Origin of the sequence: Lentzea aerocolonigenes (genome assembly GCF_000955955.1) — a bacterium.
Lineage (GTDB): Bacteria > Actinomycetota > Actinomycetes > Mycobacteriales > Pseudonocardiaceae > Lentzea > Lentzea aerocolonigenes_A.
Window position 1 is genome coordinate 12,696 of sequence record NZ_JYJG01000251.1, and the last position, 21,579, is coordinate 34,274.

The following is a 21,579-nucleotide window of genomic DNA, read 5'->3' on the forward strand; positions in this document are numbered from 1 at the left end:
GGTCAAGGTCTACCCTCAATTCTCGAGACGTGCCAGCGCGGTCTTGGCGGTCGCCCTGACCCGCCGATCCGGGTCGTCGAGCAGGGCTCGGACGTGCTCGGCGTTCGCGGGATCACCCAGCCGTCCATAGGCCTCCGCGGTACGGGCCCGCACCAAGGCGTCGGAGTGCCTGCGGCCGTACTCCAGGCAGGAGTGGTCCCAGTCGGGTTTGTGGCCGAGCAACCACACGTGGGCAGGCAGGATCCGCGGCTCCCACGTGCACGCCTGCTGCTCGCCCTCGATGCGGGCCAGGCCACGGCCGGCCGCGTACCGGACCGCCTTGTCGTCGTGATGCAGGAAGAGATGCCACAACGTCGGCACCGCGCGCGCATCACCGATGCGGGCCAGCGCATCGGCCGCCGCGGCCGCGAACCGCGTGTCGCAGAGCCGGATCAGCTGGATCACGGCACGCGCGTCGCCACGCCGGGTGAGCACGCGTGCCGCCCGATCCCGCACCGCCGGGGACAGGTCGTCGCACGCCATGACCGCCGCGTCGACCACCTCGGCACCGCCGATCCGGTCGAGCGCTCGCAGTGCGGCCTCCCGCACGTCCGCCCGGTGGTGGCCGAGGAGCGCGACCAGCGCGGGGTTCGCCTCGGCGGAACCGATCTTGGCCAGCGCCTCGACCTGCGAGCGCGGGTCGTCACTGGACCGTGTGCTCTCGCACAACGGCCGCACCGCCTCCGAGGCTCTGAGCACACCGAGCGCGAACGCTGCCGCTTCCGTCCACTCAGGTCGAGGCAGCGCATCGATCAGCTGTGGGACCAGGTGTGCCGCGTGCTCCAGCACCCAGGCACGAGTGTTGAGCCACCACACGTCCTGCGGATCGATGGGCCATTCCCGCGAGGCCGCTTCCTCATCGATCTCGTGCAGCCTGACCCGCGCGCGCTGACGGACCCAGCACCACTCCCCACCCGGCCTGCGCAGCACGGTGAGGAGAGCCTCGACCTCCCGGTCGTCTCCCTCACCCGGCAGCACCGCGATCGCGGTCGCGGCAGTGGTCTGGGAGCCATCGGTGACCGCGCGCAGCAGGCGTTCCCGGTCGAACCTTCCGGTCCTTCCCTCGTCGCCGGGCTGCCACCACTGTTCGGCCAGTTCCGTCACGGCCGGGTCGTCCGGGCTGATCGGCAACCCGAGCAGGCTGGTGATCGCCGCCCTGGTCTCGTACGCGGGCTGTTCCCGGTGGGCGGCGAGCAACTCCGGCAGCGTGCCCTCCGGTAGCTGCACCGACGGCTGCCACGAGCTCTGGGGAGGGCTCTGCCGGGGCGTTCGGGCAGCAGCCCGGAACTCCTCCACCGCGCGGAGAACTCGCCAGGGCAGGTCCTGGCGAGTCAGGTCCACTCCGGTGCCGGGCACGGCGTGCAACCACGCCGCCTGCTGAGCCACCGCATCGCCGCCCTGTTCCTCGACGGTGCGGACGAGTCGTTCCAGGTGGTCCAGGAACAGCTCACCATCAGCGGTGAGCTGCCCCCGGTGTGCACGTCGTGCGATCCGGCGTGCCTTCGCTATCCCCATCCACCCATTGAACGACGGACCGCAACGGGATTACGGCACCCAGTGGTTGCCGGTCACCGTGATCATCACCTGCAGCTGGATGCTCGACGCGAAGTAGTCGTTGCCACCGATCGGCGTCGACACCATCTTGTTCCACAACGCGTCGAGCCACGCCTGGCTGCCGGGATCGGTCGTCGCCGCCACCGCGAACGGCGCGGTGTAGGCCTCGGAGACGTCGCTGGACAGCTGCGTGCCGTTGAGCTGGTAGCCGACCTTGATGTTGTTCGGGTTGCCGCCGAACTTGGACTTCGCCCACGTGTTGACCTTGCGAGCCGCCGCCAGCGAGGTCGCGTCGCCGCTGGTGGCCGCGTCCGCGCCGATTCGCCACGGGTCCCGGCACGCGTTCCACCAGTACTTGCCGTCGCCCAGCTCGTCCTCGAGCACCTTGCCGGCCGGCGGGCGCGGGGTGGAGTTCGTGCGTTCCACGAAGTCGGGCAACAGGCCCGTGTTCGGCGCGAAGTTCTGCTGCATGGTCTTGATGAGGTTCTGGTGGGCGTTGCGGATCGTGTCCCACGCGGAGTCGCCGGTGGCCTTGCGGAAGGCGCGGAAGTGGTCGGCCATCCAGTCCGACGAGCGGGTCACGTAGTAGCGCGGGTCGCCGGAGTCGGCCCAGTCGCCGGGACGCAACAGGTTCGTGGACGGGTTGATCTCGCTGCGCTTGATGCCGTTGATGTGCTTGATGGCCAGCTGTTTGTAGTTGTAGGTGCCGGAGCTGCCCCACTGCTTGTCGGCCAGCAGCAACCCGTACGCCACGTCCATGTCGCCGTCGGTCGCCGCGTCGACGCCGCTCGTGCTCTTGCAGTCCGCGCCCTGCTCGGCCGCCATCAGGTCCGGGTCGATGGAGGACGGGTGGTCGATCTTCCACTTCACGAAGCCGTCGAAGATCTTGTGAGCGTCCGGGTCGGCGCCGGCCATCGTGGCGACGACGACCATGCCGTAGCCCTGGGCCTCGGCGACGTAGGCGTGGTCGGCGTCCGTGGCGAGCACCTGGGACCACGCGCTGTTGCAGTTGTGCCGGATGAACGCGGACTTCCAGCGCTGGTAGTAGTCCACCACGGCGGCGTCCAAAGTGGACGTGCTGCCGGACGGGCGCAGGATGCCCGCCACGTACGGGGTCTGCCTGCTGCCGAACGGATAACCGAGCCCCGAAGGCGGGTTGGTGGTCGTGGTCGTGGTCGTGGTCGGTGTCGTGGTGGTCGGCGGGTTGCCGCCGTCCGTCGTGCCGTAGACCTCCAGTTCGAACAACGAGTAGCCGTAGGACGTCCCCCGCGCGGTGCCGTAAACCCGCACATACCGGCCTGAACCGGACAGGGTCAAGTCGTCGATGCCGCCGTTTCCGGTGGTGGTGGAGTAGACGTCGGCCCACGCCGAACCGTCAGGAGAGGTCTGCACGCGGTACGACTTGGCGTACGCGGCCTCCCAGTTCAACCGCACCCGGCTGATCGTGTGCGTGGATCCGAGGTCGACCCGCAACCACTCCGGGTCGTGCCCTTCCGCCGAGGCCCAGCGCGACGACGCGTTGCCGTCGACCGCCTTCGCCGCCTCGAAACCGGAGCCCTCGACGGAGGACGCCGTCACCGCCTTGCCCTGCGAGACCAGTGGATCCGCCGCCGATGCACTGGTCACTCCTGCCACGAGGAGGGCGAGCACGAGCCCGCCCGCCCCTAACGCAGCTGCTGTTCTGCCGCCCACGACCGCCTCCAGCAATAGTTAACAAAGCTGCCAATGCGAGTGGTTGGCGACGGTAAGCAGGCAAAACGTCCCGAACAAGAGGTACTGACCAGTTGTTGCTCGATCGAACAGTGATCAGTTCCAGACTTCACGAACTGCCTCGGCCACGGAGGCGGCCTGTGCGAAGCCCGCTTCGGCGGCGGGCTTGCGGCGAGCGGGGTCGAGCAGGTTGGGGCCGATCGCGGCCAACGCCTCCCCGGACGGGCTCACCACGATCGACGGCACGCCCAGCCGGGCGGCCTGCGCCTGCGGAGTCGCGGCAGCGGAAGCCGCACGAGTCAGCGGCGCCACGACCACGACCCGCGAGTACCCAGCGGCGAGGTCCACGTTCGCCGCCGACCGCATGCCGCCGTCCATGTAACGGTGACCGTCGATCGTCACCGGTGGCCACACCAGCGGCACCGCGCAGCTCGACGCCACCGCGCGCACCAACGGCACTCCGCTGTCCCGGTCGAACGCCACGAACTTCCCGTCAGCGACATCAACGGCGGTCACCTTCAGGGCGCGCTCAGGCCAGTCCGAAATAGACAGTCGCGACGAGAACACCGCCAAACGAGACTCCTCGGACGGCGTGCGAGCCTTCACCGCGGCACGACCCAGCCGCGCCCGTTTCCGGGCCGGACTACCGGGCATCACGTAGGAAAGGGCGTACCGCACCAGCATCCACGGGGTCAGCCGCGCCGGGATCTCCCCATCGGGCGGCAACAACTGACCCTCGTACAGGTCACTCAACGCCGCACCGCCCGCCAACTGCGCGGCCACCACCGACCCTGCCGACGTCCCCACGAACAGGTCCGCATCTGTCAGGTCGACGCCCGCAGCAGCCAGTCCGTGCAGAATCCCTGTCTCCCAAGCGATTCCGGTGACGCCACCGCCGCCCAGCACCAAAGCCCGTTTTTCGTTCACACGGGCCATCCTACGAAGTGAGACCGGTTCCTGGCCGGTGGTCGTCCGCGCTATCCTGCTCAGCGAGGCCGAGAAGCGCTGCAACGGGCTCCAGACCCGCCACGCTCGGCCTTGTACGACCATGAACAAGGGCGCTTCCGACTTCTCGGGAGCGCGCGTGGATGGTCTCAAGTCCCTGCTGAACCAGCGGATCGCCGTGCTCGACGGCGCCTGGGGCACGATGTTCCAGCAGGCGAAGCTCTCCCCCGCCGACTACTACGGCGCGGAGTTCGAGAGCCACCACATGGACGTCGTCGGGGACCCGGACCTGCTCAACCTCACGCGCCCGGATCTGGTGCTCGACGTGCACCGGCAGTACCTGGCTGCGGGCGCGGACATCACGACCACCAACACGTTCACCGCCACCTCGATCGGCCAGGCCGACTACGGGCTGCAGGACCGCGTCCGCGACATGAACATCGCGGGCGCGAAGATCGCCCGCCAAGCGGCCGAGGAGTTCGGTGGCAGGTACGTGGCCGGCTCAGTCGGTCCGCTCAACGTCACGCTGTCGCTGTCTCCCAAGGTCGAGGACCCTGCGTTCCGCGCCGTGACGTTCGAGCAGGTCAAGGCCTCCTACGCCGAGCAGATCGCCGCGCTGCACGAGGGCGGCGTCGACCTGCTGCTGATCGAGACGATCTTCGACACGCTCAACTGCAAGGCCGCCATCACCGCCGCGCGCGAGGTCGCTCCCGACCTGCCGCTGTGGATCTCGGTGACGATCGTCGACCTGTCCGGCCGCACGCTCTCCGGCCAGACCGTCGAGGCTTTCTGGAACTCCGTCGAGCACGCGAAGCCGCTGGTCGTGGGCGTGAACTGCTCGCTGGGCGCCGAGGAGATGCGCCCGCACGTCACCGACCTCGCCCGGCTCGCGGACACCTACGTCGCCTGCCACCCCAACGCCGGTCTGCCCAACGCGTTCGGCGGCTACGACGAGACGCCGGACGAGACCGCCGCCCTGCTGAAGGACTTCGCGGGCAAGGGCATCGTCAACGTCGTGGGCGGCTGCTGCGGCACCACCCCCGCGCACATCAAGGCCATCGCCGAGGCCGTCCGCGAAACCAGCCCGCGCACCGTCGTGGACGCCCGCAACACCACCAGGTTCAGCGGGCTGGAGACGTTCGAGATCGGCCCCGACACCGGCTTCGTGATGATCGGCGAGCGCACCAACGTCACCGGCTCGGCCAAGTTCCGCAGGCTGATCGAGGCCGACGACCACCAGGCAGCGCTCGCGGTCGCGCTGGACCAGGTCCGCGGCGGCGCGAACCTGCTGGACGTCAACATGGACGCCGACCTGCTCGACGGCGAGCAGGCGATGACGACGTTCCTGAACCTGATCGCGACCGAGCCGGAGATCGCCCGCATCCCGGTGATGATCGACAGCTCCCGCTGGGGCGTGCTGCAGGCCGGCCTGAAGTGCGTGCAGGGCAAGGGAGTCGTCAACTCGATCAGCCTGAAGGAGGGCGAGGAGCCCTTCCTGCAGCAGGCCCGCACGATCCGCGACTACGGCGCCGGTGTCGTCGTGATGGCGTTCGACGAGCAGGGCCAGGCCGACACGACCGAGCGCAAGGTCGCGATCTGCGGCCGCGCCTACGACCTGCTGACGCAGAAGGCGGGCTTCCCGGCCGAGGACATCATCTTCGACCCGAACGTGCTCGCGGTCGCGACCGGCATCGAGGAGCACAACGGCTACGCCAACGCGTTCATCGACGCGCTGCCGCTGATCAAGCAGCGATGTCCGGGCGCCCGCACCAGCGGCGGCATCTCGAACCTGTCGTTCTCCTTCCGCGGCAACGACGTCGTCCGCGAAGCCATGCACAGCGCGTTCCTCTTCCACGCCGTCAAGGCCGGGCTGGACATGGGCATCGTCAACGCCGGCCAGCTCGTCGTCTACCAGGACATCCAGCCCGAGCTGCTGGAACTCGTCGAGGACGTCATCTTCAACCGCCGCGAGGACGCCACCGACCGGCTCGTCACGCACGCCGAGACCGTCAAGGGCCCCGGCCAGAAGCGCGTCGTCGACCTGAGCTGGCGCGAGGCCCCGGTCGGCAAGCGCCTGGAGCACGCGATCCTGCACGGCGTCGTCGACTTCATCGAAGAGGACACCGAGGAAGCCCGCCAAAGCCTTCCGCGTCCCCTCGACGTCATCGAGGGCCCGCTGATGGACGGCATGAAGATCGTCGGCGACCTGTTCGGCGCGGGCAAGATGTTCCTGCCCCAGGTCGTGAAGAGCGCCCGCGTGATGAAGCGCGCGGTCGCGTACCTGGAGCCGTTCATGGACGCCGAGCCCAAGGCGACGGCCGGCGGCAACGGCAAGGTCGTGCTCGCCACGGTCAAGGGCGACGTCCACGACATCGGCAAGAACATCGTCGGCGTCGTCCTGGGCTGCAACAACTACGAGGTGATCGACCTCGGCGTGATGGTCCCGGCCGCGAAGATCCTCGACACGGCGATCAAGGAGCACGCCGACGTCATCGGCCTGTCCGGGCTGATCACGCCGTCGCTCGACGAGATGGTCTCCGTCGCCGAGGAGATGCAGCGGCGCGGCATGAAGCTGCCGTTGCTGATCGGCGGCGCCACCACGTCCCGCCAGCACACCGCCGTCAAGATCGCCCCGGTCTACGACGAGCCGGTCATCCACGTGCTCGACGCGTCCAGGGTCGTCGGCGTGGTCTCGGATCTGCTCGACGACCGGCGCAGCCACGAGCTCAACCTCGCGAACCGGGCCGAGCAGGCCCGATTGCGCGAGCAGCACGAAAACCGCAAGCAGCTGCCGTTGCTGAGCCTGGAAGCCGCGCGCGCGAACGCGGAAAAGGTCGATTTCGCCGAATTGCCGACCCCGGCATTCACCGGCACGCGGGTGCTGTCGCCGTCGATCGGCGAACTCCGCGAGTTCATCGACTGGACGTTCCTGTTCCTCGCGTGGGAGCTGAAAGGCAAGTTCCCCGCGATCCTCGAACAGCCGGTCGCGCGCGAACTCTTCGACGACGCCACCAAGCTGCTCGACGAAATCATCGCCAATGGTTCGTTCACCGCAAAGGGCGTCTACGGGTTCTGGCCCGCGCATTCCGCCGGAGACGACATCCAGCTGGAGAACGGCACGCTGATCCCGATGCTGCGGCAGCAGACGCAGAAGCAGGTGTCGCGCCCGAACCGCTCGCTCTCGGACTACATCGCTCCGGCCGGGGACCACCTCGGCGGCTTCGCCGTGACGATCCTGGGCGCCGACGAGCTGGCCGCGCAGTACGAGGCCAAGCACGACGACTACCGCGCCATCATGGTGAAGGCGCTCGCGGACCGGCTCGCGGAGGCGTTCGCCGAGTGGATCCACCTGCGCGCCCGCCGCGACTGGTTCGAGCCGGACGCCCAGCCGGAGCTCGCTGACCTGCACGCGGAGAAGTTCCGGGGCATCCGGCCCGCGCTCGGCTACCCCGCCTGCCCGGACCACACGGTGAAGCGGGAGCTGTTCGACCTGCTGGCGGCGGAGGACATCGGTGTGACGTTGACCGAGTCGTTCGCCATGTACCCGGCGGCGAGCGTGAGCGGCCTGATCTTCCAGCACCCGGACGCGAAGTACTTCACCGTGGGACGGCTCGGCCGTGACCAGGTCGTGGACTACGCACGCCGCTATGGCAAGCCGGTCGGCGAGGTCGAGCAGTGGTTGCGCCCGAACCTGGGATACGAACCGAGCTGACGCTTCCACAACATGAAAGCGCTTCCCGGTATTGGGGTGCGTCATCCCTATTTGGTGCCGTGCGATGTAGCATCGGGCCGCTCCGGAGATCAATCACCGTCAGTCGAGCGAGCCCGAGGTCATAGATGCGAGCTGCGGCGCTGGTGCTGGGTCTGTTGCTGTTATCCGGCTGCGGTGGCGCCGCGAAGTCCGACGCGCTGCCGCACGTGGGTTTCGTCGTCAAGCGCACGGGCGGTTCGTTCGCGCAGGAGATGACCAGCGGGTTCCACGAGGGCGTCGGCCGCATCGGCGGCGTCAGCGCCACCGTGACCGGGCCTCCCGGCCAGGACGGGCACAAGGAAGTCGAGTTGTTCGCCGATTTGACGGTCGCAGCGATTGGCGGAATCGCGGTCGCCACCTCCGAACCCGCGCTGATGGCACCGGCCATCGGTGAGGCGCTGAGCCAGCACGTCGCCGTCATCGGTGTGGACATGCGGCTCACCGCGAGTTCCGGCGTGAAACTGCACATCGGTAACGACAACTACGAACTCGGCGAAAAGCTGGCTGACGAGTTGATGCGCCGATTGCCCTCGAACGCGACCGGGACTGTGGTGCTGGGAAACACCTCACCGGGACTCGCCGGGTTCGACGACCGTGCCGACGGCATTCGGGGGCGATTCGCCGAGAAGCTACCGGGAGTACTGGTGCTGGGGCCGTTCGACACGCAGCGCGACGACGAGGCGAACCTCGACGCGTGGCGAAGACTCGTGGCGGCGAATCCCGATGCCCTCGCGTTCGTTGGGACCGGTGACTGCGACGGGGTCAACCTCGCCGCGATAAGGACCGAGAAGTCGGCGAGGTGGCTGGTGGGCGGTTTCGGGGTCGACCCGAGAACGTTGCAGGCGGTGCGGGACGGCGCGATGGTGGCGACGATCTCGCCGGAGCACTATCTCAAGGGCGCTGTCGCGGGCTGGTTGCTCGCGCGGCACGCCACTGGAGCGGCACCATTACCCGAGGGCTGGGTCGAGACACCGGGGTTGACGGTGACCACCGCGAACCTCGACCAGATCCTGCACCGGCAGGAGTCCGAGAAGGCGCGCAAGGAGTTCTTCCAAGCGCAGATCGACAGCTTCGTCGAGGATCCGTCGAGCTGGGTGCGACCGTTGGAGCAGGCACGGTGAGGCTTTGGGAGGGCCGCGCCACCGCACGGGTGGCGACGGCAGGGCTGACGGCCGGGCTGCTGGCCCTGGCGGGGCTGGCGCTGTGGAGCAGCGTCTCCGCGCAGGCCACGACCGCGCACGTGCGGGCTCTGAACGACTCCAGCGAGCGGTGGAGCCGCGTGCTGGAGCACATCAACGTCGCGGACAACGCGTTGCGGGACCTGCAGGCCATGCGCACCGAGCAGACCCTCGAGCCGTTGCAGAACTCGCTGGGTTCCGCGCGCGGTGAGATCGAGTGGCTGCGCACCAAGGGGCAGGCCGACGACGTCGCGGAGGCGGCGCGGTTGATGCCTCTGTACGACCAGACCACGGAAATCCTGCGCAAGGTGATCGCCGGCCAGGACTCGCTGCAGGCGGACCAGGCGTCGCTCGCGCACTCGTCGTTGCGCCGTCAGATCTCCTCGACGATCGGGGACAAGCGCCTCGACACCCTCGAGTACCTGCGTTCCGCGGACGAGAAGAACTCGAGCCTGCGGGTCGCCCAGATCATCGCGTTCGTGCTGGACGCGTTCCTGGTGGGACTGTTCGGCATGGTCCTGCTGGGCCACCGCCGCAAGATCCTGCGCCAGGCCGCCAAGAACGAGCACGAGGCCCATCACGACGCGCTGACGGGTCTGGCCAACCGGACACTGCTCGCGCGGCGCATGGAGACGGCCGTCGCCAAGGCGTGCAAGAAGAACGAGCCGCTGGCGTTGCTGATCGTGGACCTGGACAGGTTCAAGGAGGTCAACGACTCGCTCGGGCACCACACCGGCGACCTGCTGCTGCGCCAGGTGGCGAACAGGCTCTCGTGGGCCGTCCGCGACACGGATCTGGTGGCACGGCTGGGCGGTGACGAGTTCGCCGTGCTGCTGCCCGCTGTCGGGTCGGCCGAGAACGCGTCGATGGTCGCGGAGAAGATCCTCGGCGCGCTGGCCATGCCGGTCACGCTGGAGGGTCTGGAACTGGAGATCGCCGGCAGCGTCGGCGTCGCCCTGTGCCCGGTGGACTCGATGGACGGCCACGAGTTGTTGCGGCACGCGGACATCGCGATGTACGCGGCCAAGCGCGAGAAGTCCGGTGTGGCCGTCTACGACGCCCGCCTGCACGAGCGCGGCGCCTCGCAGCTCACCGCCGTCACGGAACTGCGGCACGCGATCGACCGCGGTGAGCTGTTCCTGCACTACCAGCCCAAGGCTCTGGCCGACACGGGCGCTGTGTGCGGCGTCGAGGCGTTGGCGCGCTGGCAGCACCCGACCCGTGGGCTGGTGCGGCCGGACGAGTTCATCCCGATCGCCGAGGAGAACGGTCTCATCGAGCCGTTGACCCGGTACGTGATCGACGCGGCGCTGCGGCAGTGCCGGGCGTGGCAGGACGCGGGCTGGGAAGTCCCGGTCTCGGTGAACGTGGGCGCGGCCTGCTTGCTGCACACGGAGTTCCCCGGTGACGTGTCCGATCTGATCAAGCGGCACGGACTTCCCGCGCGACTGCTGACGCTGGAGATCACCGAGTCGGCGATCATCTCCGACCCGGACCGCGCGGTGGACGTGCTGCGGCACCTCACCGATCTCGGCGTGCGACTGTCCATCGACGACTTCGGCACCGGCTACTCGTCCATCTCGTACCTGCGCAGCATGCGGGTGCACGAGATGAAGCTCGACCGGTCGTTCGTGACGCACATGTGCACGGACGCCGGTGACAGCGCGATCGTGCACGCCCTCGTCGCCCTGGCCAGGAACTTCGGGCTGCAGGCCGTCGCGGAGGGTGTCGAGGACCAGGACACGTGGACGGCGCTGGCCGAGGCCGGCTGCGACGTCGTCCAGGGGTACTTCCTCAGCGAGCCGTTGCCCGCCGAGGAAGTCGTTGCCTGGCTTGGGGATCGGGCGGCCGCTCACGCCTGATAGGGCTCGGTGTCCCGCCACTGGTTGATGAACGGCTGCATGAACTCGACCATGGCGGGCAACTGGTCCGCACAGCTGAGATACGCGATCACGCGGATCGCACCGACGGCGTTGACGAACCTGAGGACGTTCTTGTCGAGCGTGCGCAGGCCGTTTTTGATGGCACCGCGGTCGTAGGCGGCTTGGAGCTCCAGCCCGAGGCCGCCCAGGTCCCACTCGACCGGTCCCCTGGTGATGAGCTCGAAGTCGGAGAACAGCGGGCCGTTCACGCCGGCGAAGATGTTCGCGGGCGGCGAGTCGCCGTGGACCGGCTGCAGGTCGATGCCCGGAAACGCCTTCAGGAACTCGGTTTCGTCGCTGACGAGCGGTTCCAGCACCAGCCACTCGCGCTTGGCGCGGGCGACATCGGCGGGATCGACGAGGTCCGGCCTGCTTTCGAGCAGTTCCAGGCCTTCCCTGACGAACCTCGGTTCCGCTGACGACAGGAAGTCCAGCTTTCCGGGATATGCCTGGAGTGCCTTGTGCAGGTCCGCGGTCAGCTCGGAGTTCCTGACGTAGTCCGGCACCGAGTCCTCGTCCTCCTCGGTGAACGGCCAGAACGTCATCGAGAACCCGTCCCACTGCACCGGCTCGCGCGGCACGAGCGGACTCGGTGGGATCACCGGCGTGCCCTGCTCGTGCAGCCACTGCGCCACGTCGAGCTCCTGCTGCTGGCGCCGGGCCAGGTCCGCCGGCGTCGTGGTGTGCGGCAGCACGGTGGGCACGCGGGCCACGACCGGCGACGGGACGAGGTGCACCACGACTGAGAACAGTTCGTAGAGCACCTTGCCCTCGGTGACGTCGAGCCCGAGGTCACGACCCGCTGCGACGGCGGCGTCCTTGGCTGTCATGACACGATCGTGTCACGAACGTCAGCCGACCCGCAGATCATTTACCGCTTGCAGACGATGATCGCGATGGCGAGCGGTGAACCGCGATCGAGGCGACCGCAGGCTCGTTATCATCGCTACACCGATCTGTTAGCAGCGCTATACTCGTGGCCATGGACACGCGAACGCGCATCTTGGAGGCGGCGGAGGAGCTGCTCGACGCCTCCCCGGACCGCGACGTCTCCACCAGGGCCGTGTGCGCGGCGGCCGGTGTCGGCGCGCCCGTGCTCTACCGCCTCTTCGGGGACAAGAACGGGCTGCTCAGCGCCGTCGTCGACTACGGTTTCGACCGCTACCTGGCGACCAAGCGGGAGGCTCGGCCGTCCGCGGACCCGGTCCAGGACCTGCGTGACGGCTGGGACACGCACGTCGGGTTCGCCAGGGCCCACCCGTCGGTGTACCGGATGATGTACTCGCCGAGCTTCGAGGCCGTGCCCGACGCCGCGAAGGAGGCGTTGCTGCTGCTTCGGCAGGTGCTCGAACGCTGTGCCGAGGCGGGCAGGCTGCGCGTCGACCCGGAGAGCGCCGCGCAGATCATCATGTCGGCGAACGTCGGCGTCGCGCTGAGCATCGTCACGCAGCCCGAGACCTACGCCGACCCGGAGTTGTCCACCCAGGTGCGCGACGCCGTGCACAGCCGGCTGCTCACACCGGAGTCCGGTACCGCGGCACCCAGCGCGGACACGAGCCTGCTCACGGCCTCGGTGCAGCTGGCCGCACTGCTGCGCACCCGCCGCACGTCGTTGACCGACGCCGAGACCGCGCTGCTGCTCCAGTGGCTCGACGCGCTCGCGGCGGGCAACTGATCCTGCCAAGATCACCAAAATGATGGCCGCGAACGTCGTGGCGCGCGAGAGTGCGTCCTGAACCGACGACAGAGAGCGTGCCATGACGATTCGACGCACGACCGCGATGGCGGTCGCCGTCACCCTGCTCCTGGGCGCCTGCGCGGCACCGGAGCGCAACGGTGGCAGCCAGCTTCACGCGAACGCCGCGGAGGACGTGAACCGTCTCGATCCCGCGCAGCTGAAGGACGGTGGTGAACTGCGCTGGCCGGTCGACGAGGTCCCCTCCAACTGGAACGTGTACAGCGTCGACGGCGCGACCGGGAACAACGTGCTCATGCTGGCCGCGATGGTGCCGGGGACCGCGACCCAGAAGGCGGACGGCTCGGTCGTGCTGAACAAGGACTACGTCGAGAGCGCCGAGGTCACCTCGAGCGACCCGCTCGTCGTCACGTACCGGCTGAACCCCAAGGCGAAGTGGAGCGACGGCAGGGCGTTGTCGTGGGAGGACTTCGACGCGCAGGCGAAAGCGTTGTCCGGCAAGGCCGAGGGCTACCAGGCGTCGACGAACACCGGCTACGAGGACATCTCGAAGGTCGAGCGCGGCGGTGACGACCGCGAGGTCAAGATCACGTTCGCGCGGCGGTTCGCCGAGTGGAAGGCGCTGTTCAACCCGCTGCTGCCGAAGACCCTGAACGGCTCGGCAGCGGCGTTCACCAAGTCGTGGGCCGACAAGCCTCTGGTGACGGCCGGCCCGTTCAAGATCGGCTCGATCGACCCCACCGGCAAGGTCATCACCGTCGTGCGCGACGACAGCTGGTGGGGCGCGAGGGCGAAGCTCGACAAGATCACCTTCCGGGTGGTCGAACGTCCCGCGCTGGCGGACGCGCTGGCCAACGGCGCCATCGACTTCTACGAGGTCGGCGCGAGCATCGACCTGTTCCAGCGCGCGAAGAGCATCCCCGGCGTGGTGCTGCGTGACGCCGTGACACCGCAGTACACCCACCTCACGTTCAACGGCGCGGCGTCGTCGATCCTCGCGGATCCCGCGCTGCGCACCGCGATCATGAGCGGCGTCGACGCGAGCGTGATCGCCAGGGCGCTGGTCGGTGGCATCACCAACGGCGCGGTGAAGCCCGTCGGCAACCGGATGTTCCCGCCGGGCACCAAGAACTACCAGGACCACTCGGGCCTCGTGCCGTTCAGCCAGGACGCCGCGAAGTCCACATTGGACTCCCTGGGCTGGAAGCTCGACGGCGAGTACCGCGCGAAGGACGGCAAGCAGCTCGTCCTGCGCTACGTCATCCCCTCCCCCAGCGCCCCCAACGAGCAGGTGGCGAAGCTGGTCCAGAGCCAGCTCAAGCAGATCGGCGTCAAGGTCGACCTCACCGCGGTCCCGTCCGCCGAGTTCCTCACGAAGTGGGTGTTCACCGGCAACTTCGACGTCACCGGCTTCCGCTGGGAGCAGAGCCCGTTCCCGATCAGCGGCGCGAAGCCGATCTTCTTCCTCAGCCCCGGCAACACGGGCCGCAACTACGGCCACATCGGCAGCGACACCATCAACAAGCTGTACGACGAGGCGACCGCCGAGCTGGACGACACCAAGCGCGCCGCCCTGGCCAACCAGATCGACGAGGAGCTGTGGAAGATCGGGCACCAGCAGCCGCTCTACCACCAGCCCGGTGCGGTGGCGGTCCGGTCGACCATCGCGAACCTCGGCGCGAAGGGCAACGGGGAGTGGGAGTACGCGAGCATCGGCTACACCAAATAGCCGGTTGCGGATCTGTGTACGCTGAAAAGCGATGATCACCTACTCGAGCAGATCGGGGGTCCCGTTCGCCAAAGGTGAGTGCTGATGCACCCATCGATCGCGAACGGACAGTCCCGCCTCAGTTTCTGGTCGCACGTGCGCGAGTTCGCCGTGCCGACGTCGATGATCGAGTCCGCGACCGCCCGCCGTGCGACGGGCGACTGGTCAGGAGCCTGCGCCGCGGCGCGGGTCGACGTGGATCTGAACCTGCGCGCCCTGGGTCGCACCCACGGCACGCGGTTCGCCGCGACGATTCGCGCCGATCTGCGCCATCTGGCTCCTGACCTGCTGCGCTGGCACTTTCCCAGGATCGCTCCCAACGGTCTGTTGCGGCCGGGTCTCACCGTCTCCCTGGCCCGGTACCGCTCGGTGCAGCTCGTCGCGCGGACACCTCCTGCCTGGGCGAGCGCCGGCCAGCGGATCAGCCTCGCGCTGTGGGAACCGTCGGGGCCACTGGGCCACGCGCGCGGACATCCGCATCCCCGGCCGGACCGGCATTTCCGCCTCGACCTGCACCGCCACCTGTGGGACGCGCGCAGAACTTCCGAGCTGCGGGAGCGGTCCGGAGCCACCGACCGCTGGGCCGGTGAGGCCGCGTTGCTGCTCCGCGCCGAGGGATTGGCGAGCGGCGCTGTCACCGTGAGGCTCGGATCCCGGCGCCGGATCGTGCTGAACCCCGGCGCGCCGGACACGGGCCTGGTCCTGCCCTACGCGGCGACCTGGGAGCTGCCCGACCTGGAACTGCTCCGCGCCGGGTTGATCGACGCCGACCGGCTGCACCCGCTCGTCGCGTCGGCACTTCTCCCCGGCCGTCCATCCGGCACGTCACGAAGTCCGGACGGCACAACGGGTTCGCGCCTCGTCGACTGTCGCGGCGCCACGCACCGGATCAGCGTGGCCGACGGCGTCCTCGTCCCGCTGGACCACGACCCCGGCGAGCTTCGCCGCGAGGAGATGCTGGTCGCACTGGGCGGCCCTCCTTTGCCGTGCCTGCAAGCGATCGACGCGGTGCACCGGCACCCGGAACAGCTTCCGGACGTGCGCGCCCGGCTGGACCACGGCGACACCGCGGGGGCACTCGCCGCCGTCGAAGATCTGCTCGGGCCGGATGTGCTGCTGCGCAACGGAGAACTGCGCGACGAGCTCGACAGGGCGGTGCGCCGCCAGGTCCTGCACGGGCTGTACCGGGCCGGGCTCGCGGACCCCGGCCAGGAACCGTCCACTCGGGACCGCCGGCTCCGCGTTCGCCCGCGCCGCCACTGCGCACACCGCTGACTTCTTCTCGCTCGGCCGGCACCCGGCCCCACTCGACCCCAAGGTGAATCGAAATTATGACCTCACATGTCCGGCAGCTCGACGTGGCCGCCGACCTGCTCGCCCTGCTGCACAACACTTCCACCGAGCCGCGTGACGACGACCAGCTGGACGCGTTGACGCTGGCCGTGTCCGCCGACCTGCCGGTGCTGCTGTGGGGAGAGCCGGGGATCGGCAAGACCGCGGCACTCACCCAACTCGCCGAGTCACTCGAACTACCGCTGACCACCGTGATCGCCAGCGTGCACGAACCCTCCGACTTCGCCGGGCTGCCGGTGGTCGGCGACGATCCCGCGACCCAGGGCGTGCCGATGGCCCCGCCGGACTGGGCGGTGCGCCTGGTGCGGGCCGGTCGCGGGCTGCTCTTCCTGGACGAGCTGTCCACCGCGCCGCCCGCCGTGCAGGCCGCGTTGCTGCGCGTCGTGCTGGAACGCCGGATCGGTGCGCTGCGCCTGCCGCCGGGTGTCCGGATCGTGGCGGCCGCCAACCCTCGCTCCTCCGCCGCGGACGGCTGGGAGCTGAGCCCGCCGCTGGCCAACCGGTTCGTCCACCTGCAGTGGGCACACGACCACGACGTCGTGGTGCGCGGACTCGGTGGCACCTGGCCGGCCGCGACGCTGCCCCGGCTCGACCCGGCGCGGCTCGCGGAAGCCGTCGCGTTCGCCCGCCGGGCGGTGTGCGAACTGCTTGCGGCCAGGCCGAATCTCGTGCACCAGCTGCCGAAGAACGAAGCCCGCCGCGGCGGGCCCTGGCCCTCTCCGCGCAGCTGGGAGATGGCGTTGCGGCTGATCGCTTTCGCGACCGCGGCCGGCACGTCACGAGAGGTGCTGTCCATGCTGGTGCGGGGCGCGGTCGGCGATGGTCCGGGTCTCGAGCTGCTGGCCGGCCTCGACCGGATGGACCTGCCGGATCCGGAGACACTGCTCGCGGATCCGGCGGCGGCCGTCCTTCCCGAGCGCGGCGATCTGCGTCAGGCGGTGCTCGACGGCGTGGTGGCGGCGGTGCGCAAGCGCCCGGAGGAGTCCCGCTGGAACGCCGCGTGGTCGCTGCTGGTGCTGGCCCTGGACACCGGAGCGCCGGACCTGGTGGTCGTCCCGGCGTCCACGCTCGCCGCACTGCGCCGCGACGACTGGCAGGTGCCACCGGAGATCGAACGGCTGGCCGGCGCGGTGTCGGTGGCACGGCGCGCCGACCAGGCAGTGGAACGCGTCGGAGCAGGCAGCCGCCGATGAACCTGGACGAGGAGAAGCTCTTCGCCGCCCGCTTGCACGCGGTCCGGTGCCGGCCGTACCTCGCGACGGCGTTGTTCGCCCTGCGGACGGTGGAGTCGCGGCGCGTGCCGACGATGGCCGTGGACCAGCGCTGGCGCTGTTACGTCTCGGCGGCGTTCGTGGACCGCACCCCGGTCGAGGAGCTGGCCGGGGTGTGGGTGCACGAGGTCTCGCACCTGCTCCGCGACCACCACGGGCGCGGCGACCGGTACGCCGTCGCGCACGAGCTGACCGGACCGGCCGAGCGGCTGCGGATGAACATCGCCGCGGACTGCGAGATCAACGACGACGTGTTCGGCGACGGGCTGGTGCGTCCGGAGGGCGCCGTCCAGCCGGAACTGCTCAGGCTGCCGCCAGGACAGCTGATGGAGGACTACCTGCACCAGTTCGGGCTCGGCCCGTGCACCAGCCGATGGGCGTGGCTCGACTGCGGCAGCGGCGCGGACGGGCTGGAACGGGAATGGGATCTCGGCGCGGACGGCGCGCACGGGCTCAGTGCCCAGGAACGGGACGCTGTCCGGTTCCGGGTGGCAGAGGGCATCACCGGCAGCCCCGGCTCCGCGCCGCAGGGCTGGCAGCGGTGGGCGGAGGAGGTCTTCCACCCGCCTCAGCCGTGGCGGGACCTGCTCGGAATGGCGCTCCGTTCCGCCGTTTCGACCGCGGGTGCGGGCGCGGACTACACGTACGGCAGGCCGTCACGCAGGTCAGCGAGCCTGCCGGGAGTCGTGCTGCCGAGCCTGCGGCGCCGGCCGCCTCGCGTCGTCGTCATCGTCGACACCTCGGGATCCGTGAGCGACACCGAGCTGGGCAGTGCGATCCTCGAGATCGCCGCGATCGTCCGAACCGTGGGCGGCCACCGTGATCTCGTCTCGGTGCTGTCCTGCGACGCCGCCACCCACATCACGGATCCGTTGTGCCACGCGGAGGGGATCACGTTCGTGGGCGGTGGTGGAACCGACCTGCGGGAGGGTTTCGCGAAGGCTCTGCGCATCGGTCCCCGTCCCGACGTGATCGTCGCGCTGACCGACGGCCAGACACCCTGGCCGGAGACCCACCCGCCGTGCCGCACGGTGGTGGGCCTGTTTCCCCGGCCGAGCCGATCGGGCGAGGACGATCCCTACTACGTCCCGGACACACCACCCGCGTGGGCGCGGGTGGTGTCCATCGGCTGATGTGTCAGTGGGCGCAGCAGACGTGCTCCGCCCACTCCGGCTCGTGCCACCAGTGCTTGTTCTCCGCCGACGGCAACGGTTCGAGCGCGTCTGTAGTGGACAGTGCATGGGCTTGCCGATAGGGCTTCAGGAGATCCGCGATCTGGTGCAGCCTGCCACCGACCATGACCTGCTTGACGTTGGCCGCCGCCTTGATGTCCTGGAGCGGGTCGCCTTCGACGAACGAGATGTCCGCGGGTGCGCCGGGCCTGATCGTGCCGATCGGCAGGCCGAGCCAGCGGGCCGGGTTGCGGGTGGCGGTGATGAGCGCTTCCCGTGGTGTGAAGCCGTATTTCACCATCGCACGCAGGTTCATGTGGGTAGCGGTGGCCGGGGTGTCCAGAGGCGCGTCGGTGCCGCAGATGACCAGGCCGCCTTTGCGGTGCACGGCCAGGGCGAACGTGACCCAGCCGCGCAGGATGTCCGGCGACCAGGTCGAGGCCGGGGTGCCGGCGTTGTTGGCGTCGGTGACGTAGCGGTCGTACTCCCACGGCGGGAACAGGACTCGCGTGCGTTCGTCGGTCACCAGCGACTTGTCCTCGGCGAACAGAGCGCGCGACTGGAAGAGTGTCGGGGTCATCGACATGCCGGACCGCACGAACAGTTCGACGACGTCCTGGTAGGCCTTGCCCTGGCGGGTGACGGTGTGGGAGTAGCCGAGGCGGTTGGTGGCGCCGACGTGTTCCATGCCGTCCATGCCGAGGTTCGCGGCCGGGTACAGGTAATGGGACGACAGCGGGACCTTCGAGCGCTGGACTGCGGCGCGTTGCAGTTCGACGGGCAGGCGCACGTAGGTTTTGATCATGTCGTACGCGAGCTCGTGGGCTCGGCGCAGCTCCAGGTCGAGCTGGGCGCGCGACAACGTTGGGCGCATGAAGTTGTAGTAGACGCGCGAGCCGTCGATGGCCTCACCGGTGGCGTAGAAGCGTGGCCCGGTGAGGGTTCCCGCCGCGAGGGCCTCGCGCGTTTCGACCATCTGGTAGACCGGGTCGCCGGGTGAGCGGACCGTCGTGATGCCGTACGACAGCCACAGGTTGCCCTGGCGCGCTCCCCACTGGCGGCCGCGCAGGTGCCAGTGGTTGTGGGCGTCGATCAGGCCCGGGATGGCGGTCAGCGTGCTGGTGGCCGGGCCCTGGTGCGGGCGGATTTCCTTGACTTTGCCGTTCTCCACGACGATGTCGACGTTGCGGCGGAGGTTCCGCGCCTCGCCGTCCCAGCAGGCGCCGACGTGGACGACCTGGCGTTCCGGCGCCTTGGGCTTGGCCCAGTTGAGGTGCACGCGGATCGTGGTCGTCCTGCCGTCCAGAGTGGACTTCTTGAGCCTGCCGTTGTTCAGGTACACCAACGCGTCGTCGCCGTGCCACGCCAGCGAGTCGGTGACCTCGCGGGTGACCTGGCGAGGTTCGCCGGTGAAGTTTCCCTTGGCGTCGACCGGAACCGCCCAGGCCACGCTCTCCACGACGAACGCGATGTGCTTGCCGTCCGGCGACCAGACCGGGCCGTCGTCGCCGCGGGTGGCGATGGAGCGGAACGGCATGGGCTCGGTGTACTTGAGCTCACCGCCGGCGAGGTCGACGCTCAGGATCTGGCTGGTGCCCTCGCGGAACCGGCGCGAGAACGGCTTCACGGCGGCCAGCGCGACGACCGAGCCGTCCGCGGACCACGTCGGGCGCCCTGGCTGGAAGAGCGTGGGGGTGATCTGGCGGCGACCGGTGGCGTCCACGATCCAGACCTGGCCGTCCTGGTCCACGTACGCGACCTTCGTGCCGTCCGGCGAGAAACGCGGTGTGGTCTGGGCGCCTGGCGCGGGTGCGTAGAGCTGCTCCGAGCCGGTCGCGAGGTCGCGGACCCAGAGCTGGGCGACACCGGTGCGGTCGCTGGCGTAGATCAACCGAGTGCCGTCCGGCGAGAAGTCCGGGTCCGAGTCGAAGTACTCGCCATCGGTCAGTTTCGTGGTCTTGCCGTTGCTGAGCAGGTACAGCGAGTTCAGCGCGCGGAACGCGATCTTCGAGCCGTCTCGCGACACGACCGGTCCCGCGATGCCCTTGACCGGGCCTGCCACGAGGTTCTTGCCGCGGTGGGGCTTGACGGTCTTGACGGGGACGGAGGCCTCGAACGGGACGTCCCTGCTGGAACCGTTGGCGTGCCAGCGAATGTGGCCGTCAGCGGTGTACAGCACCCGGTCGCCGTCCCACACCGGCGCGAACCCGAACACGTCCTGCCCGGTGACGACGGCGGTGGTGCCGAGCATCAGATCGGCCTGCCCAGGCCGCATCTGCGTGTAGCTGGGCTGGTCGCCGGGCCCGAACGCGGCACCGAACAGCTGGTAGCCCGCGGGTGCCGTGACGAGCCGTTCCCGCTTGCCGTCCAACGTGACCGTGTCGACGGTGGCGTTGCCGGTGACGAAGATGATCCGCTTGCCGTCACGCGACCACTGCGGCGCCGCGGCCTCGTCCGGAACACCGGTCAGCTGCGTGATCGCCCCGGACGCGACGTCCAGGACGTGCACCCCGTAGCTGCCCGCGCGGTCGCTGACGAACGCGATCTTCGTGCCGTCCGGCGAGAACGCGGGCTCGCGGTGGTCGTACTTGCCGTGCGTGAGCTGCTTGAGACCGCTGCCGTCCCGACCGATCACGTAGAGGTGGTAGTTGCCGTCCCGATAGGACTGGAACGCGATCTGGCCGCCCGGCCCGAACGACGGCAGCGTGGCGTCCTGCAGCTCGTCGGTCAGCTTGCGCGCGGTACCACCGGCCGACGGCAGCACCCAGATCGCGGTGACGAGGTCGAACGCGAGCCATTTCCCGTCCGCGGAACGGGAAACCGAGATGTTCGTCCCCTGCGTCAGCTTCACGCCGGGCTCAGCCCGCGCTGTTCCGATCGTCAGCGTGGACGCGGCGGTGGCGAGAGCGGCGGCCTGCCCGGTGCGGGTGAGCAGTTCGCGGCGCGACAGATCCATGTGGTGGCACTCCCCCGAGAGTTGATCCCCAGCGAGATCCACCCTGCCACCGCACGAACGTCGCACATCCGCCGTTCGGCCCAGCGCCCAGTCAGTGGGCCGCCTCGACGTTCGTCTTGAGACGCGCCAGATCCGCGGCGATACTGCGCCGCACCTGCCACCGCATCAACGGCTCGGCGACCGAGAAGAACCCGCCCGGCGACCCGGTTGCCCGGATCGCGACGCTCGTCCCCTGGCCGTGGCTCTATTGGCGTCTGCAAGTAC

General features: G+C 69.3%; 13 protein-coding genes and 1 riboswitch. Of the genes, 8 read left to right on the forward strand and 5 right to left on the reverse strand.

The window, feature by feature from the left end:
- Positions 1 to 15: 15 nt before the first annotated feature.
- From UK23_RS29840 to UK23_RS29850, 3 genes are all read right to left on the reverse strand, one after another.
- Entirely contained in the window at positions 16 to 1,554 is a 1,539-nt protein-coding gene (locus UK23_RS29840) for a HEAT repeat domain-containing protein (RefSeq protein WP_045315007.1), read from the reverse strand.
- A 30-nt stretch (positions 1,555 to 1,584) separates the two neighbouring features.
- Positions 1,585 to 3,219, reverse strand: a complete 1,635-nt coding sequence (locus UK23_RS29845) for a glycosyl hydrolase family 8 (RefSeq protein WP_231114736.1) — start codon at positions 3,217 to 3,219, stop codon at positions 1,585 to 1,587.
- Positions 3,220 to 3,399: 180 nt separating this feature from the next.
- Positions 3,400 to 4,230, reverse strand: a complete 831-nt coding sequence (locus tag UK23_RS29850; protein WP_231114737.1) for a patatin-like phospholipase family protein — start codon at positions 4,228 to 4,230, stop codon at positions 3,400 to 3,402.
- A 64-nt stretch (positions 4,231 to 4,294) separates the two neighbouring features.
- Positions 4,295 to 4,374, forward strand: a riboswitch (S-adenosyl-L-homocysteine riboswitch).
- Between UK23_RS29850 and metH the strand changes: the two genes are divergently transcribed.
- The 3 genes from metH to UK23_RS29865 all read left to right on the forward strand — a co-directional run bounded on the left by metH (position 4,352) and on the right by UK23_RS29865 (position 11,039).
- Positions 4,352 to 7,960, forward strand: coding sequence for a methionine synthase (gene metH, locus UK23_RS29855; protein WP_045315010.1), 3,609 nt, complete (start codon positions 4,352 to 4,354; stop codon positions 7,958 to 7,960). Its footprint overlaps the riboswitch before it by 23 nt.
- A gap of 125 nt (positions 7,961 to 8,085) precedes the next feature.
- A complete protein-coding gene (locus UK23_RS29860; protein ID WP_052685180.1) occupies positions 8,086 to 9,120 on the forward strand; it encodes a sugar ABC transporter substrate-binding protein in 1,035 nt (344 codons plus the stop codon).
- Entirely contained in the window at positions 9,117 to 11,039 is a 1,923-nt protein-coding gene (locus UK23_RS29865) for a putative bifunctional diguanylate cyclase/phosphodiesterase (protein WP_156213473.1), read from the forward strand. The genes UK23_RS29860 and UK23_RS29865 overlap by 4 nt, the downstream gene beginning before the upstream one ends.
- On the opposite strand, the gene UK23_RS29870 is transcribed toward UK23_RS29865, so the two are convergent.
- Positions 11,030 to 11,929 (reverse strand): phosphotransferase, encoded by a 900-nt coding sequence (locus UK23_RS29870; RefSeq protein ID WP_045315011.1) that lies wholly within the window; start codon positions 11,927 to 11,929, stop codon positions 11,030 to 11,032. The two genes, UK23_RS29865 and UK23_RS29870, sit on opposite strands and share 10 nt — an antisense overlap.
- Before the next feature lie 152 nt (positions 11,930 to 12,081).
- Here UK23_RS29870 and UK23_RS29875 point away from each other — a divergent pair, with 152 nt between their 5' ends.
- The 5 genes from UK23_RS29875 (at position 12,082) to UK23_RS29895 (ending at position 18,320) form a co-directional block, all read left to right on the forward strand.
- Positions 12,082 to 12,774, forward strand: coding sequence for a TetR/AcrR family transcriptional regulator (locus tag UK23_RS29875; RefSeq protein WP_045315012.1), 693 nt, complete (start codon positions 12,082 to 12,084; stop codon positions 12,772 to 12,774).
- Between the two features lie 82 nt (positions 12,775 to 12,856).
- Positions 12,857 to 14,524, forward strand: coding sequence for an ABC transporter family substrate-binding protein (locus UK23_RS29880; protein WP_045315013.1), 1,668 nt, complete (start codon positions 12,857 to 12,859; stop codon positions 14,522 to 14,524).
- A gap of 84 nt (positions 14,525 to 14,608) precedes the next feature.
- Positions 14,609 to 15,838, forward strand: coding sequence for a hypothetical protein (locus UK23_RS29885; protein WP_045315014.1), 1,230 nt, complete (start codon positions 14,609 to 14,611; stop codon positions 15,836 to 15,838).
- A 56-nt stretch (positions 15,839 to 15,894) separates the two neighbouring features.
- Positions 15,895 to 17,109, forward strand: coding sequence for an AAA family ATPase (locus UK23_RS29890; protein ID WP_045315015.1), 1,215 nt, complete (start codon positions 15,895 to 15,897; stop codon positions 17,107 to 17,109).
- A complete protein-coding gene (locus UK23_RS29895) occupies positions 17,106 to 18,320 on the forward strand; it encodes a DUF2201 family putative metallopeptidase (RefSeq protein ID WP_045315016.1) in 1,215 nt (404 codons plus the stop codon). Before UK23_RS29890 ends, UK23_RS29895 begins: the two co-directional genes overlap by 4 nt.
- 4 nt (positions 18,321 to 18,324) lie before the next feature.
- On the opposite strand, the gene UK23_RS29900 is transcribed toward UK23_RS29895, so the two are convergent.
- Entirely contained in the window at positions 18,325 to 21,315 is a 2,991-nt protein-coding gene (locus UK23_RS29900; RefSeq protein WP_045315017.1) for an amidohydrolase family protein, read from the reverse strand.
- Between the last annotated feature and the right edge of the window lie 264 nt (positions 21,316 to 21,579).